Here is a 14,222-nt window from a genome sequence, read left to right on the forward strand (position 1 = left end):
TACATATAGTGAAAAGATGCTGCCTCTAGCACTGCTGATAGTAATGAATTAGCTAATCAGGCTTGGGTGTAGTAAATCTTTATAGCGTGAAAGTGGGCTTGGACCTCTTCTATATTTTGTCATAATACTGTTCTTCTAACCTATTTAAACACTCCAGTGCTGCTCTATGATATGCAGTATCGTCTTTAAGCAGCTTTGCTCGATACGTTTCTACAGCTTCTTTTAATGATACTATGTAGTTAGGTATAGGATCTGGATATGAATGTACAGCTGGTTTTTTTACATTCATTTTTTCATGATGTGCAAGGGCTTTTCTTTCATGGAAGAAAACCCCTTCGGTTTGATTCGGATTGTGCAAATCTCCTTGCATTGGATGCTTCTTAACAGCAAGGACCTCTACAACATAGCGATCTCCTTTATCGTCCATTACTTTACCGATATATGTTCCTGAGCGATAATGGGCTTTAACTGTTTCCCCTAGTTGAACTTCTGGCATATTTATCGTCCTCCTTACTATTATTGTGCCAAAAATGTATCCGTTTAGCGAACAAAATAGATCACTCATTTAGTTATATAGTGGAATTTGCTATAATAGCAAAGAAGGAAGTGAATGAAAATGATGCCATTTCTCTATTTCCCAGAGGATAAATCAGAATATATCCCAGCTATAATCACTTTAGTCATCTTTTTAATTGCTGCTAGTATTGTAATGTATTTGTTCTATAAAAAATCTAAAAATGATGAGAAAAAATTTAATGAGCAATATAATGAGCAATTAAACGATAAAAATAATGAATAATGTGTACTAAATCTTCTTTTTTCATAGTCTACGAAATTATAAAATTTGAGCCTGTGGATATATATGGGCCTGTTGAGCCGCGTCCAGAGCCTTCAGGAACTAGGCCAGTTCACGAATAGCCCTACGGATAAATCATCATCGGTTCGCAAGCTCCGTGATTCCTTTATCTTCGTTGTCGTTCCAGTCGCTACATTTCTAATCGGGCACTTGCGATTTTGTCTTCCCGCATATAACTAGCAGTAAGAATCCCACTAAGCAATAAAGAGAAACCAATATGGATAAGAAGGGGACGAATGGCAGTAAATGTCCGATTGATTCAAAGACCTTTAGGTCCTAGCCTTGTGATACTAACAATCAGTGGAGGATAAATCAAACTCCCACTGATTGAAGTATCACTTTATCCCTACACAACGATTAGATTTTCTAAAATAGGTAAAGAATAAAGGGCAAATCAGTTAAAAGGAGACAAACGTATGCGCTGGTTATCCTTTATTCTAATTATGCTTTTAATAACAGGCTGCCAACCGAAAGATGAAAAGAGTAAAAGTGTTGATATGTATAATGCTTCTGGAGATATGCTCGGAACTATTACTTTTAATGAACAGTCAGGTGGCGTGAATCTTAAAGTAAAGCTTGAGGGTTTAGCTCCAGGATTCCATGGTATTCATATGCATGAATACGCTAAGTGTGAAGGCCCGGATTTTAAATCAGCAGGAAATCATTTTAATCCAGAGGGAAAAGAGCATGGACTCATGCATCCAGAGGGTGCTCATTTAGGAGATTTGCCAAATATTGAGGCAGATTCAGGAGGTTTGGTTGATGCAGATCTTATGCTTCCGGAAGCAACATTGTTGGATGGGAAAAATTCTCTGACAAGAGGGGATGGGACAGCTGTCATTGTTACAGAAGGAGAAGATGATGGAATGAGCCAACCTGGTGGTAATTCAGGCGAAAGAATTATATGCGGTACATTAACTAAAAACGAAAAACAAGAAGAATCTCCAACAGATCCTACGCAATATAATGAAAAACAGGAAGAATAGAGGACGAGACAAAAGATAAAGAAACTCCGAACCGTAATCCGTATACGGTTATAACCGGATTACAGTTCGGAATATTCATTTATATGGTGACGTATCTAAGCGAAAGGAATGGCGAAAATAGTGTAAATCTAGCAGAGGCAATATGGATGACTTCTGCAGATCCGCAAATGTCCGAAGAGCGGCACTGCTAAGCAGCTTCTAAGTTAGCGTGTTAGCTGGACCTGTGGAAAGGATTACCATACTTCAGTTTACAATAGGATGACCATTCGACTTGCAAATTCTCTGTTTAGCACAAACTCATTAATTATCTATTTTTTACAGCAGAAATGATTCGCTGCACTCCTTCTTCGAGGGTTGCTCGAGGGCAAGCGATATTAATGCGCATGAAAGTATCGCCTTCTTGTCCATAATCAACTCCCGTATTTAAGCCTACCCTTGCTTTTTTTATCATAAACGATTTGAGTTCTTTATGATCTAGCTTTAACGCACTACAGTCAATCCATAATAAGTAGGTTCCTTCAGAATCGATAACTTTTAATTCTGGTGTATGTTCTTCAAACATCTCCTTTACATACGTTTGGTGATTTTTTAAAAGATGCCGAAGCTCGTCAAGCCAACTTTCACCATGTGTATAAGCTGCCTCTAATGCAGTATTTCCCATTGTATTAAGCATATTAACACCTTGCTTAGCAAATTGAGCATCTAGTAATTCCCTTTTTTCTTTATTAGAAGTCACGACATAAGATGCTTGTAAACCAGCAAGATTAAATGTTTTGGATGGGGACATACAAGTTATGGTTTGTTCGGCGACTTCCTCAGAAAGTGACGCAATCGGTATATGCACTTCACCAGGGAATGTAAGATCTCCATGAATTTCATCAGAAATAATTAGAACATTGTGCTTCATACATAAACGAGCTAGCTCAGTTAATTCATCTTTTTTCCAAACTCGTCCTACTGGATTGTGCGGGGAGCAAAGAATAAACGCTTTAACTCCTTGTTTTAGTTTCTCTTCAAAGTCAGCAAAATCAATTTGATAATAATTGTTTTTATAGATGAGTGGGTTCTTCACAATCTCTCTTTGGTGACTTTCTATTACCTTATAAAAAGGCGTATACACAGGAGTTTGTATAATAATTTTATCTCCAGGCTCTGTAAAAGCTTGTACTGCCATATGTAGGCTTGTAACAACACCAGGACTAAATGATAGCCATTGCTGTTTGATATTCCATTGATGTCTTTGTGATAACCATTTAAGTATAGAATTCTTGACTTCATCATCAATCACCGTATAGCCGTATATACCATGCTGTGCTCGTTCAATTAAAGCTTGATTTACTTGTTCAGGAGCTTTAAAGTCCATATCTGCTACCCACATTGGTAATACATCTTCTGTTTGAAACATTGGTTTAAGCATATCCCATTTAACCGAACGTGTATTCTTTCTATTATGTTGCAAATCAAATATTCCCATTTGTGACCTCCTAGCTATTTATTTTTTATAGTATAACATTTCTTTCACTATACTTCTTATAATTAAACTAAAGAAATATGTCTTTTTAACAGGGGAGTAAACGAAGATTTATCCATAAAAAAAGCAAAGCGATATCGCTTTGCTTACAGGGGGAATACGAGAAAGTCTTACATTTGATAGTATACCCTGTTAAATAGAAATTTAAACCTAAATTGGTAAGTTTTTTGGAAAGCACTATAATCTTGATTCTAACTGTTCTTTTTCATCTTCGTAGCCAGGTTTTCCTAGTAGGGCAAACATATTTCTTTTGTAAGCCTCAACTCCAGGCTGATCAAATGGATTAACACCAAGTAGATAGCCACTTATGGCACACGCCTTTTCAAAAAAGTAAACCAAATAACCAAATGTATATGCATCGAGCTTTGGTATCTCTACAATTAAGTTAGGTACATTGCCATCAGTGTGTGCTAATAATGTGCCTTGAAAGGCTTTGTCATTTATTTCATGAATCGTTTTACTTGCTAAATAATTCAGGCCATCTAAATTATCTTCTTCCGCTTCTACCGTAATATCATATTTGGACTCATTTACGTGTAATACTGTTTCGAATAAATTACGACGACCTTCCTGTACATACTGACCAAGTGAATGCAAATCGGTAGAGAAATTTGCAGAAGATGGATATATCCCTTTATTATCTTTTCCTTCACTTTCTCCAAAAAGCTGCTTCCACCATTCAGCAAAATAATGAAGGTTTGGCTCGTAGTTAATAAGCATTTCTGTCGTTTTTCCTTTGTTGTATAGAATGTTACGAACTGCTGCATATTGATAACTAGGATTATTCTTGATTGATGGTTCTGCTAAATCGTTCATGGCTGCATGAGCACCGTTCATCATGTCATCAATAGAAATGCCGCTAACAGCAATAGGAAGCAAACCAACGGCTGTCAAAACGGAGTAACGACCACCAACGGCATCAGGGATCACGAAGGTCTCATAACCAGCTTGATCAGCGGAAGTTTTTAAAGCACCCTTCTCTTTATCCGTTGTAGCATAAATTCTGTCTTTTGCAGCTTCCTCACCATATTTTTCTTCTAATATTTTTTTGAAAATCCGAAAAGCAATGGCTGGTTCTGTTGTTGTTCCACTCTTGGAAATTACATTGATAGAGAAATCCTTATCTCTTAAAACATCCATTAATTCATGAATATAGGTTGAACTCATATGATGCCCAACGAAGATAATATGCGGCGCATCGATTTCTTGCTTCGATAAGTAGCTTTGAAAAGAATGATTAAGCATTTCAAGTGCAGCTCGAGCACCTAAGTAAGAGCCACCAATCCCAATGACTAATAATACATCTGAATCTTCGCGGATTTTTTTAGCACTTGCTTTAATTCGAGCAAATTCTTGCTTATCATACGTTTCAGGTAAATTAACCCAACCGAGAAAGTCGTTTCCTGCACCCGTTTTTTCATGTATGGCATGATGTGCAGCATTTACGGCACCTTCTAGATTATCTATTTCCTGTTCATTAAAAAAAGCAAAAGCCTTCTTGTAATTAAATGTTACATGTGTCATCTTATTTCCTCCTTCATCAGCACTTTCAAACCTGTACATAACTTACTTTACCCAAGTGATGTTATGAAATCAAGAAAGACACTGTATAGATTTTTATAAGATGCATAAGCTAAGGTGAATAAAAGAGAAAAGGAGGGTAAATGATGAATGGATTACAACGTACCGCTTTAGCAATTACAATCATTGGTGCAATTAACTGGGGCTTAATTGGTTTATTTCAATTTGATTTAGTAGCAGCTATCTTTGGTGGTGAGCAAAGTGCTGCTTTCGCGCGTGTGATTTATACATTGGTAGGTATAAGCGGCCTAGTATTGCTACCTTTATTATTTAAAACGGATGAAGCATTTGCAGATCAACGTGAGCCTGGGAGGGCTGACAGTTAAATAATAAGGCAAACTCGTACGTTTGAGTTTGCCTTATCATTATTTACTATAATTACCTTCTGATTGCTTGATCCATTCTTCAAGCTTATCTTTTAGTGTATTAAAACCTGCAGAATCATTATCTGTATGTTTTGCTTGTACCTTCTGAGGCTTCGCTTGCTTCTTTGGAGCTTCCTCTGTTGCGCGGATAGACAATGAAACCTTGTTTTTTTCTTCATCAACTTGTAAAACCTTTACCTTTACTTCATCACCGATAGATAAGTGCTCATTAATATCTTTTACATATCCATGTGTAACTTCAGATATGTGAACAAGACCTTGAACCTCGTCATCAAGTGCCACAAAAGCACCATATGGTTGAATTCCTGTAACTTTTCCATCTAAAATTTGACCATTCTCAAATTTGTTTGTCATGCTGAACAACTCCTATACCATTATTCGATTCATTTTACACAATAAAATATTTTAGCATAATAATTAACATGTGGCAAAACATATTAAAGATAACGCTGATGAAAGGGTGATTTATATTGGTACCACTAGAATCAAAATTGGAAAACAAAATTTATTCTTTATTTGTACTTGAGGAATTGTTAAAGCCTGAAGGATTTGTAATTGGTTCAAATTGGGATTATGAGAAAGGATTTTTTGATTTAAAAATAGATGATCAAGGAACTTACTATTTTTTGCGAATACCATTTTATGCAGTGCAAGGTTCCTTAGATTACCCAGGTGTTACTGTCCGATTGGAAAAACCGTTTTTATTAGCACATCAATATCAGAAAGGCTACGATGAAAGCGGATCTGCAGGAGCTTTTCAAGGCACATTTAATCAGTTTCAAGCTCCAACAGATCCTGACGCTGAAGTTCCAGAAGCGTATATAACTACTGGTAAAGAACTAATGAAAAGAGTTGAGGACTTAATCATTCCAAGGGATTAGTCCGATGAGTACATCGTCTTTTTTTAGGATAAATTTTGATGTTGGATTGATATAATAGGTGCTATTTCGAATAATACCTAATAAAATCTGTTGGCTCTTCCGATGAATGGCGGCTGCCTCTCCAAAGGATACATTCTCCAATTCTTCTGGTAATGTAGCATGATGAAATTGTTGAGTTGTTAAGATATGATAAATATCCTCAAATGGTCTCGCCTTGGTTTCTCTAGATAACTCATGGTAAAAAAGAGCACTGGTGAAATCATTAGATCTTAAAATGGTTGTTGCGCCGGCACGATGTGCATTGTCTATTTGTATAGAAGAAAGTATTTCCACTATGATCGGAATTTTAGCGTTATTTCCTCTAATAGCAACGGCTGTAAGGATAGAATGATTATCTGCATCCCTTTCCTTTTTAGTGATATCTGCAGTAATTAATACACGTTCTGCTAGTTTTATATTTGCCTTTTCTAATATACGGTCCTCTGAAGGATCACCTTGTATAAAGTGTACCGGATAATCTGGAAAAGAAACATGGTCCAAGGTTGTATCAATTAGAACCATGCGGATATGCACGGAAGATGTTGAAATAATTTCAATTAATTGTCTGGTCCTCTCGTTCCATCCGATTAAAATTAAATGGTTACTACCTTTAAAAGGGAGTTTACCTTGTGCAAGGTCCTTTTCGTGTTGAATTGTTGCAGCAGATAAAGAGGTTATATAGAAAGCAATTAACCCACCGCCAGTCAAGATTAAACAAATTGCAACGATCTTTCCGGTTGCGGTTAACGGTACAAAGTCTCCGTAACCCACCGTGGCTCCAGTTACAAATGCCCACCATACGCCATCAAATATGCTTGGGAATTGCGTTGGCTCTACGATATGGATTAGGCCACCAAAAAGAAACATAAGCAAAAATATAACTACAAGTAGTCTAATAAAAATAGGCAGTCTGAAGTAGATTTGTTTAAAAATTCGAATGCTCATAACGGTCACCTGTCCCCAAAAATACACGATTCAACGTAGTTTTTTACTCTTATACTCTCCATTATGGACAGGCTTCGCTAATTATAATCTCCAATAGGACAACGGATTAACACAGCTATGTTAACTGAATCACTGATTAACTTCTATTTTTTGCAGTGTTTCTTTTAAACTTTGGTATACATCAGTCCAAAAAGAAGTACGGTTTCGATAAGACTTTGTCATAAAGAGGATCATTTCATCAAATTTTACTTTATAATCTGTAGACTCTTTGCTAGGTAATTCGCTTCGAGATTTTTCTACAAAGGATTGAATTGCTGACGCTCTCGGCCCCCATTTGGCAACTTCATTGCCATTTTTGTCGATAAAAATGAAGATGGGGATGGAGCGAGATTTACCGTTGGTTAAGTATTCATCCATCAGTTCCAGGTTTTTATCTCGATGTAATAAACGAACATCAATTTGGGCTACTTCCGCAATATGTAATAAAATAGGGATGTTCAACATAGCATCGCCACACCAGTCTTCCGTTAAAACAATTACACGTAAATTTTTCTTTTTTACGCTTGCAAAAAACTCCTCATCAGCTGGTAAGGAGAAATGATCATAAATATGTAATAAGTTTTCTTGATGCTGTTCCATTGTTTCAATATATGTGTCAGGTGAAATACCAATATTATACCATTGATTTAAGTCCATCGATTTTCTCTCCTTCAAATCTTTTTATCCCCCATATAACTGGCAGTAAGCCCCCCACATCAAGCAATACAGTAAAACCAATATTGTTAAGTAAGGGATCAATTGCCCGTAAATGTCCTATTGGTTCTAGGGCCTTTAGGTCATACCCTTTTGGTACTACCAATCCGTGTGGGATACACAAAATCCCCACAGATTGAAGTTTCACTTTATTAAAGTGTACACATAGTTATTATACGCGTAAACAAAAGTGCTCTTCATCGAATTTTTTGCTATCATAATAGTAGTACATCATCAAGTTATCGAATAAGGAGGAAAATAGAGTGGTATTAGCAAACCAAGATTTTTTATTAAATTTATTACAAACACCATCACCATCAAGTAGTGAAATGGAAATACAAAAAAAGTGGATACAGTATGTAAAAGAATTTGCTGACGAAATTAGAACGGATCATGCTGGAAACGCGATTGGTGTACTAAATCCAGATGCACCTTTTAAAGTATTACTTGCAGGTCATTGTGATGAAATTGCACTTGTGATTAACCGCATTGATGATCAAGGGTTTTTACATTTTGATCAAATGGGAGGCATTAATCCAAAAGCGGCTGTTGGAATGAAAGTTACTGTTTTAGGCTATCAGCAAACGATTACGGGTGTAATCGGTGTAAATGCTCAGCATCACGGTGGATTAAAGAATGATTTCAGCTTGGAAGATTTATTTATTGATTGTGGGTACAAAACGAAGGAAGAGGCTGAACAACATATCCAAATAGGAGATTTAGTTGTTTACAATACAAAACCAGAGATTTTAAGTGATAGATACGTTTCTGGCCGAGGACTTGATAATCGAACGGGCGCATTTATAGTGGCTGAGGTTTTAAAAGGGTTAAAGGAACGAGGCTGTGAGGTTGGTGTCTATGCAGCAAGTACGGTTAATGAAGAGACAAATATGGGCGGAGCCTATTTTGCAGCTGCGGGAGTTGCACCAGATATGGCAATCGCTTGTGATGTTACTTTTGCTACAGATTATCCAGGAGTGAATAAAAATAAATATGGTGATGTCCGACTAGAGGGTGGACCAGTTCTTGCTAAAGGGGCGCCGATTAATAGGAAAATAAATCAATGGTTAGAAAGAGCCGCGAAGCAGTTAAAGATAAATGTACAATATGAGCTTACACCAAGAATGACAGGTACAGATGCAGATAAAATGAGATTAACCGGTAAAGGGGTTCCTGTGTCTTTAGTGTCGTTACCTTTACGCTATATGCACTCCCCTGTAGAAACGTCTAGCTTGAAAGATATGGAACAAGAAATTGAATTATTAGTTACGATGATTGCTTCTCTAACTGGAAATGAAAGTTTAAACCCATTAGATGAAGATTAAAGATATGTAGCTATCAGTAAGTGCGTATGGTTTCTGCATTATAACGCAAAGTTAACAATATTTCATTCTATAGGCCGAATTATTGTGCGAACATTAAGAATGAAAATAAGAATTATTATCTATGGAATATTACAAAATAAAGTAATATAGTAGTATGTTTTCTGTATTGAAGAAAACATCAATGTTAAAATAGGGATATGCCTAGGTAAATAGCTTCATTTTAGTGAAGCAGTAAACTGTTTTCTAGGCTGTAAAGTAATGGAAAGTAACCCCTCATTCCTTATCTTAATAAGGAATGAGGGGTTTTTTATAGAGTTTTAGTAGGTGAAACATACGAATTAATACCTATGAAAAGTTGATGAAAAAATATTACTAATCTATCAATTTTGAAAATTCAGCTTTTATTCGACTTGATTCGACACTATTTTATCTAGTTAATCTACTATACTTGCTGTAACAACTTAGATTTTTCTGGAGGCACCACTGTCAGTTAAGAACCAAATTTTCAAGGGGGGAGGCAGAAGGTGTTTTTAATTTGTTGGTTCTTGTCTGCATCAGAATGTGTCAAAAATTGAGGGGAGGAATAGCTGTGAAGGCTAAAAGAAGACGACGTCAATCTAAAGCACTAAGTATTGCAGCAACGGTATTAATGACATTTTCGTTAATTACACCAGGAATAGCCAGCGCGGAATCAAGCGGTAAGCTTCATCAGTCTGCCCATGATTCTAATAAGATAGCCGAGGCAAAAGTGAGTGATCGATTAGTAAAAGCATTTAAAGACGACGACAAAGTAACCTTCCTGGTAAAATTTAATGAAAAAGCAGATGTCATGAAGGTCGCAAAAAATGCAAGATCTGATGCAGCAAAAGCAAGCTTGTCAGGACAAAAGGCGGAGCATATGCAGCGCTCAGCTGTAATATCCGAATTAAAGACTACTGCACTAGAATCACAAGCAAATGTAAAAGCTTTTCTGGAGGAGCAAGAGGCAAAAGGTAATATTGAGAGCTTCAAATCCTACCATATTGTAAATGGAATGGCGGTAACTGCTACAAAAGAAATAGCAGAAAAGCTAGCGACGTTTGCAGAGGTAGAAAAAATATTACCAAATGAAGAACGCGAACTTTATGATGTGACAATTGATAAAGAGGCTGGAAAAATCGAATCGGAATTAACCAATATTGAGTGGAATGTGGATCGTGTTGGAGCGCCGTCTGTTTGGGAGATGGGCTTTGATGGAACTGGTACAGTAGTAGCTAGTATTGATAGTGGTGCACAATGGGATCACCCAGCATTACAGGAAAAATATCGTGGCTATAATAACGATACCGGTGAAGTTGATCATACCTATAGCTTTTTCGATGCGACTGCAGATGAAGAAGAAGCATATGACGACCATGGACATGGAACACATGTTACCGGGACAATGGTTGGAAGTGAACCTGATGGTTCTAACCAAGTTGGTGTAGCACCTGGTGCAAAATGGATTTCAGCCAAAGGATTAAATGCAGCAGGTAGTGGCTATGATACATGGCTGATAGCTGCAGCTGAATGGATGCTTGCTCCTGGTGGAGATGCGTCAATGGCTCCAGATGTCGTAAATAATTCTTGGGGTGGTGGACCTGGCTTAGACGAGTGGTACCGTGATGTGGTTATTGCTTGGAGAGCAGCAGAAATATTCCCTGAATTTTCAGCGGGTAACACATCGCTTGGAAACCCAGGTGGACCAGGTTCTGTAGCTGTGCCAGCAAACTATCCGGAATCATTTGCAACTGGTGCAACAGATGTTAATGATGTATTAGCAGGGTTTTCTCTTCAGGGACCATCTCCTTATGATGAAATTAAACCTGAAATTTCAGCACCTGGTGTTAATATTCGTTCCAGTGTACCTGGTGGTGGCTATGAAGGTGGATGGAATGGAACATCAATGGCTGGTCCAGCAGTATCTGCTGTAGTTGCATTATTAAAGCAAGCAGATGCTAGCCTAACTGTTGATGAAATTGAAGAAATTCTTACAACAACGGCTACGCCATTAACAGATGACAACTTTACAGAGGTACCGAATAATGGTTATGGTCATGGGCTTGTAAATGCATATGATGCCATTTCTTCACTTGTTACAGGGTTAGGAACACTTGAGGGACAGGTTACTAAGGCAGGAGAGGATACAGAAGCTCCCGTCTTCGAACATGAAGGTCCTAGTGAATCTTATACTGGAATGGATTTGAATTTGTCCATTCAAGTATCGGACAACATAAGTGTAAACAGTGTAAATCTATCGTATACAGATCAAGATGGTGAAACACAAACTGTCGAAGCGGAACGTGTTTCAGGAGATTATAAAGAAGGTGAATACCAAGTAACGATTCCTGGAGAGCAAATAGATGGTGAATCTCTAACGTATACTTGGACAATTAATGATTTTGGTAACAATGAAGTAACCAGTGATACGTATGAGGTTACTTTATTATCTGGAGTCTCAGTTGGTTTCTCTGACGATTTTGAATCAGCATCGGCTGGCTGGACAGTGTTTGGTGAAAATAACAGCTGGGATCGTGGTGTTCCAACTTCTGGACCAGAGAGTGCAGCTTCAGGAGAAAACGTATATGCTACAAATTTAGCAGGTGAGTATGATAGTAACACAAACACTACACTGGTTATGCCACCAATTGATTTACCAGAAGGAAATGCATACTTGCAATTCAATCAATGGTACAATATTGAAAACAATTGGGATTACGGTCATGTGTTTATATCAACTGACCAAGAAGATTGGACACAATTAACGGAAATAACGAATACCTCAGATGGTTGGGAAAGCGTAGAAGTAGACTTGTCTGAATATAGTGGACAGCGTGTATATATTGGCTTTAATCTTGACACAGATGGGAGTGTCACTAGAGATGGCTGGTATATTGATGACGTAACACTAGCAGATACTTCTAATGGTGAAAGTGCATCTTTGGCAAAGGATCGAGGCTATATAGGGGTAGTTGGTTTCGATAACGCTGCTTTAGGTGTTATTAAAACGGATACAAAGGATACGCTAAAAGAAAAAGTTTATCCTGCAAAAATTCAGCCAGTAAAGCCAAAGAAAGAACCATTAGTAGATAAAGAGGCAGTCAGCCCAACACTACTTCCTATGAGTGCACAGGTTAGTGTCCTAGAAAGTGGTCGTTCGGTGACTACGGACCCTGCAACAGGTAGTTACTCATTACTTCATGCCGCAGGAGAATATACGGTAAAAGCAGAAGCATACGGGTTTGAATCAGCAGAACAATCCGTAACCATTGAAGCTGATGGTGCTGCTGAAGCTGATTTTACGCTAGAAGAAGTTGATCAATACACAGTTAGCGGTACGGTAACTGATCAGCAAACAGGCGAGCCAATCTCAGGGGCTTCTCTTCTATTAGTTGAGGATGCAAATGTTGAACCTGTGACAACTGATGAAAACGGTAACTATTCGCTTACAGCTTATGAAGGAACATATACACTAAAAGTAGTTTCTAGCGGTTATCATGGTACGGAAGTTGAAGTTTCTCTAGCGGATAGCGATACGACAGCAGATGTCGAGTTAGAACCATTCTATACGGTTCCTGGTGGAGAAATAGCATATGATGATGGTACACCAGAAAATGCTCGTGCATTTTATGATGCTTTCAATGGTTGGGCAGTGAAAATGTCTCTTCCTGAAGGAGAAGAAGCTGGGGTAGTTGATTCTGGTGTATTCAAATTCTGGGATGAAGAGTTCCCTAACCCTGGTGGAACTGCATTCCAAGTAGAAGTTTGGGATGCTTCAGGACCAGACGGTGCTCCGGGTGAAAAACTTGCTGGACCATTTGACGCAGAGGCAAATCGCGATAAAGATGCATGGACGGTAGTTGATCTTTCTGAGCATGGAATTACTGTAGATGGTGATTTCTATATGGTATATATCCAAACTGCTCCAAATACAGGTGCTCCAGGTCTAGCTACAGATGAAAGCAGTCCTAATGCTGAACGCAGTTACCAATTAGTAGGAGGGGCTTGGTCTAAATCTCCTGCTAATGAAGGAAATTACATGATTCGCGCTCGTGTAAACTATGAGGTGGAGGAACCTGTCATTACTTCTCCAGCTGAAGATATGATTACAAACGAAACGGAATTGACTGTTGAAGGTACTGCTTCACCAACAACGACCGTTCAATTAATGAATAATGGAGAAGAAGCCGGTACTGCTGAAATTGGTGATGATGGTTCATTTGCTATTCCGGTAGAATTGATGGAAGGAGCGAATGAATTAACTGCTGTATCATTACTTGATGGTACTCCAACAGGTGAATCTGATCCTGTAACTGTAACGTTGGATACAGAGTCTCCTGAATTAACGATAGACAGCCCTAAGGATGGAGAGAAATCTAATCGTGAAACCGTAACTGTAGAAGGTTCAGTTTCTGATACCAACCTAGATTTCGTGGAAGTGAATGGGCAAGAAGCGGCTGTTGAAGATGGCATGTATTCTAAACGAATACTTTTAGAAAACGGAGAAAATGAAATTGAAGTAATTGCTCATGATTTAGCAGGCAATACGTCCACTGAATCTGTTACTATTGATGTAGATTTCACTGCACCAGAAATTGAGAATCTGACTCCTGAGGAAGATGTTACACTTGAAGCAGGTGAGACGGTGAAATTTGAATTTGATAGTGAACCCGGGCTTAGAGCGACGTACTTTATTCATATGCCATTGACCAATACGGTTATGAACGCTACGGAGCTTCCAATGATGGAAACATCAGATGGACATTATGTAGGTTATTGGACTGCAACTAGCAATGTTGTTGCTGAAGGGGCAGTAATAGAAGTAAAGGTCGAAGATGACTATGGCAATGAAACTCGTGAGCAAGCTGAAGGTAAATTATTCATCAATGTCGAAGAATAAGCATCCTTCATAATTTCTTAG

13 protein-coding genes are annotated in these 14,222 nt (G+C 38.0%); 6 read left to right on the forward strand and 7 right to left on the reverse strand.

The features are described 5' to 3' along the window. Positions 1 to 109 precede the first annotated feature (109 nt). Positions 110 to 496 (reverse strand): kinase-associated lipoprotein B, encoded by a 387-nt coding sequence (locus Q1A47_RS01045; protein WP_026681529.1) that lies wholly within the window; start codon positions 494 to 496, stop codon positions 110 to 112. A 120-nt stretch (positions 497 to 616) separates the two neighbouring features. Between Q1A47_RS01045 and Q1A47_RS01050 the strand changes: the two genes are divergently transcribed. After that, a complete protein-coding gene (locus tag Q1A47_RS01050; protein WP_166529789.1) occupies positions 617 to 799 on the forward strand; it encodes a hypothetical protein in 183 nt (60 codons plus the stop codon). A 473-nt stretch (positions 800 to 1,272) separates the two neighbouring features. Further along, entirely contained in the window at positions 1,273 to 1,842 is a 570-nt protein-coding gene (locus Q1A47_RS01055) for a superoxide dismutase family protein (RefSeq protein WP_026681527.1), read from the forward strand. A gap of 304 nt (positions 1,843 to 2,146) precedes the next feature. On the opposite strand, the gene Q1A47_RS01060 is transcribed toward Q1A47_RS01055, so the two are convergent. Together Q1A47_RS01060 and Q1A47_RS01065 are read right to left on the reverse strand one after the other, a co-directional pair. Further along, positions 2,147 to 3,316: a MalY/PatB family protein gene (locus tag Q1A47_RS01060; protein ID WP_121605568.1), complete on the reverse strand. Its 1,170-nt coding sequence runs from the start codon at positions 3,314 to 3,316 to the stop codon at positions 2,147 to 2,149. A 234-nt stretch (positions 3,317 to 3,550) separates the two neighbouring features. Then, positions 3,551 to 4,897, reverse strand: coding sequence for a glucose-6-phosphate isomerase (locus tag Q1A47_RS01065; protein WP_026681525.1), 1,347 nt, complete (start codon positions 4,895 to 4,897; stop codon positions 3,551 to 3,553). Positions 4,898 to 5,040: 143 nt separating this feature from the next. Here Q1A47_RS01065 and Q1A47_RS01070 point away from each other — a divergent pair, with 143 nt between their 5' ends. Continuing rightward, positions 5,041 to 5,280, forward strand: coding sequence for a DUF378 domain-containing protein (locus tag Q1A47_RS01070; protein ID WP_026681524.1), 240 nt, complete (start codon positions 5,041 to 5,043; stop codon positions 5,278 to 5,280). A 39-nt stretch (positions 5,281 to 5,319) separates the two neighbouring features. Here Q1A47_RS01070 and yugI read toward each other — a convergent pair whose 3' ends face one another. Beyond that, positions 5,320 to 5,694, reverse strand: coding sequence for a S1 domain-containing post-transcriptional regulator GSP13 (gene yugI / locus Q1A47_RS01075; protein ID WP_026681523.1), 375 nt, complete (start codon positions 5,692 to 5,694; stop codon positions 5,320 to 5,322). Positions 5,695 to 5,810: 116 nt separating this feature from the next. On the opposite strand from yugI, the gene Q1A47_RS01080 reads away from it, so the two are divergent. Next, a complete protein-coding gene (locus tag Q1A47_RS01080) occupies positions 5,811 to 6,221 on the forward strand; it encodes a YugN-like family protein (protein WP_026681522.1) in 411 nt (136 codons plus the stop codon). Here Q1A47_RS01080 and Q1A47_RS01085 read toward each other — a convergent pair. From Q1A47_RS01085 to Q1A47_RS01095, 3 genes are all read right to left on the reverse strand, one after another. After that, entirely contained in the window at positions 6,201 to 7,205 is a 1,005-nt protein-coding gene (locus tag Q1A47_RS01085) for a TrkA family potassium uptake protein (RefSeq protein ID WP_121605567.1), read from the reverse strand. The genes Q1A47_RS01080 and Q1A47_RS01085 overlap by 21 nt on opposite strands. Positions 7,206 to 7,334: 129 nt before the next feature. Further along, a complete protein-coding gene (locus tag Q1A47_RS01090; RefSeq protein WP_121605566.1) occupies positions 7,335 to 7,901 on the reverse strand; it encodes a thioredoxin family protein in 567 nt (188 codons plus the stop codon). Then, a complete protein-coding gene (locus Q1A47_RS01095) occupies positions 7,879 to 8,064 on the reverse strand; it encodes a hypothetical protein (protein WP_162986473.1) in 186 nt (61 codons plus the stop codon). Before Q1A47_RS01095 ends, Q1A47_RS01090 begins: the two co-directional genes overlap by 23 nt. A 157-nt stretch (positions 8,065 to 8,221) precedes the next feature. On the opposite strand from Q1A47_RS01095, the gene Q1A47_RS01100 reads away from it, so the two are divergent. Together Q1A47_RS01100 and Q1A47_RS01105 are read left to right on the forward strand one after the other, a co-directional pair. Then, a complete protein-coding gene (locus tag Q1A47_RS01100; RefSeq protein ID WP_026681518.1) occupies positions 8,222 to 9,283 on the forward strand; it encodes a M20/M25/M40 family metallo-hydrolase in 1,062 nt (353 codons plus the stop codon). Positions 9,284 to 9,842: 559 nt separating this feature from the next. Next, positions 9,843 to 14,201, forward strand: a complete 4,359-nt coding sequence (locus Q1A47_RS01105; RefSeq protein WP_166529790.1) for a S8 family peptidase — start codon at positions 9,843 to 9,845, stop codon at positions 14,199 to 14,201. Positions 14,202 to 14,222: the final 21 nt, after the last annotated feature.

This window comes from uncultured Virgibacillus sp., from assembly GCF_947495635.1.
Classification (GTDB): domain Bacteria; phylum Bacillota; class Bacilli; order Bacillales; family Amphibacillaceae; genus Virgibacillus; species Virgibacillus salarius.

Bases quoted from the DNA above. Each gene is read 5' to 3' on its own strand.
- Q1A47_RS01045 (WP_026681529.1), bottom strand. From the start codon at position 496: ATGCCAGAAGTTCAACTAGGGGAAACAGTTAAAGCCCATTATCGCTCA.
- Q1A47_RS01050 (WP_166529789.1), top strand. From the start codon at position 617: ATGATGCCATTTCTCTATTTCCCAGAGGATAAATCAGAATATATCCCA.
- Q1A47_RS01055 (WP_026681527.1), top strand. From the start codon at position 1,273: ATGCGCTGGTTATCCTTTATTCTAATTATGCTTTTAATAACAGGCTGC.
- Q1A47_RS01060 (WP_121605568.1), bottom strand. From the start codon at position 3,316: ATGGGAATATTTGATTTGCAACATAATAGAAAGAATACACGTTCGGTT.
- Q1A47_RS01065 (WP_026681525.1), bottom strand. From the start codon at position 4,897: ATGACACATGTAACATTTAATTACAAGAAGGCTTTTGCTTTTTTTAAT.
- Q1A47_RS01070 (WP_026681524.1), top strand. From the start codon at position 5,041: ATGAATGGATTACAACGTACCGCTTTAGCAATTACAATCATTGGTGCA.
- yugI (WP_026681523.1), bottom strand. From the start codon at position 5,694: ATGACAAACAAATTTGAGAATGGTCAAATTTTAGATGGAAAAGTTACA.
- Q1A47_RS01085 (WP_121605567.1), bottom strand. From the start codon at position 7,205: ATGAGCATTCGAATTTTTAAACAAATCTACTTCAGACTGCCTATTTTT.
- Q1A47_RS01090 (WP_121605566.1), bottom strand. From the start codon at position 7,901: ATGGACTTAAATCAATGGTATAATATTGGTATTTCACCTGACACATAT.
- Q1A47_RS01105 (WP_166529790.1), top strand. From the start codon at position 9,843: ATGTGTCAAAAATTGAGGGGAGGAATAGCTGTGAAGGCTAAAAGAAGA.